General features: G+C 72.6%; 2 protein-coding genes. Both read right to left on the bottom strand.

Annotated elements, in window-relative coordinates; all coding sequences use genetic code 11:
- On the bottom strand, window positions 1-847 hold an 847-nt coding region (locus I5E_RS16260; protein WP_022907916.1), incomplete at its 3' end, for an alpha/beta fold hydrolase.
- 126 nt (window positions 848-973) lie between these two features.
- A partial coding sequence (locus tag I5E_RS16255; RefSeq protein WP_022907915.1) for a DUF1206 domain-containing protein occupies window positions 974-1,501 on the bottom strand: 528 nt, incomplete at its 5' end.

Raw genomic sequence — 1,501 nt, 5'->3', positions numbered from 1 at the left:
CCCGCACCCGCTGCAGCGAGGACACGCCACGGTCGGGCAGCGCCCCGGCGACGTGCGCGACCGCGAGCCGGGCGACGGCGTCGGCCTGCGCGTGCATGACCGAGTGCGCACCGTCCACGACCTCGCGCAGCACCGCGTACGGGAACACCCGTGCGAGGCGACGGACCCAGTCGCGCGGCACCATCGCGTCGTGCTCGCCACGGACGATGAGCGTGTGGGCATGCACCTCGGCGGCGCGTTCCTCGATCGGGAACGCGATCATCCGCGGCAGGACCTTCGAGAACCAGTGCCACCCGCACAGCGCGTACGCCGTGATCCCGTGCCACCGCACCGCCGCGGGCTCGTGCACCGTGGACCGGAGGAACCGGAACGCCGACTGCCGGACCGTCCGCGCGTGCGAGTCGACCACCGGGCTGATGAGCACCAGGTCGGAGATCTCCGGCCGACGGGCGGCCACCTCGGTCACGACCTGCGTCCCCATCGAGTGGCCGACGAGCACCGGGTCGACGAGCCGCAGGTCGTCGATGACCTTCTCGACCGCGTCGGCGTACCGCTCGATCGAGACCTTCCCCCGGAAGCGCGGGACACCCGCGAAGCCCGGCAGGTCGAGGGCGTGCACCGGGCCGTTCTCGTTGAGGTGCGGGGCGAGTCGCTCGTAGTACGTGGCTGCGATCCCGAGTCCCGCGACGAGCAGGAACGCACGGTCACCGGGCTGGCCCACCGAGCTCACCCGCACGTAGGTGCCGTCCACCGCGACCCGGTCGACCTCGACCGTGACGTCGGCGTCCTCCGCCTCGCCCAGTCGCTTCGCCGGATCCGGTCGAGCGTCCGTGTGCTCGTCGTCCACGTGGGTCTCCTCGGGTCGGTCGTCGCTCCTCGGCTTCGGGCGATCGCCCAGGATACCCGCGGGACGGCCGATCACCGGGACACCGCCCCGGCGGCGGCTGAAGGTGTTCGCGGGGTCCGCCCGTGGTCAGAGGCGGGCGTAGCGGGCGCGGAAGAAGCTGTAGACCCCGAAGGCGATGAAGCCGATGCCGATCACGACGAGGACGAACGCCCCGCCGGGCATCGAGCGCAGCGCGTCGAAGGCTCCGTCGAGTCCGGTCGCCTGGTCCGGGTCGCTCCGGACCGCCGCGACGGCGACGAGGACACCGACGACCACGATCGCGATGCCCTTCAGGACGTACCCGACGACGCCGAGCACGGTGACGACGCGCTCGATCGGCCGTCGCGGCCGGACGAGCTGCTTCCAGAACGAGCGCCGGCAGCCGATGACCACGAGGCCGACGCCGACCGCGACGGCGATCGCGGCGACGAGGAAGAGCAGGAACACACCGCCGGGGGTCGCGAGTGCCGTGGCCGCGGCACTCCGGGACGAGCCGCTCGAACTCTTCCCCGCGCCGACCGCGTACGACGCCGCGGAGTACGCGATGACCCCGTAGACCACGGCCTTGCCGACGTTCTTCAACCGGTTGCCCCATGCACGGGCGCGTCGTCCGCC

The organism is Curtobacterium sp. B18 (assembly GCF_000333375.1).
Lineage (GTDB): Bacteria > Actinomycetota > Actinomycetes > Actinomycetales > Microbacteriaceae > Curtobacterium.
This window is presented reverse-complemented; position numbering and strand designations above follow the sequence as displayed.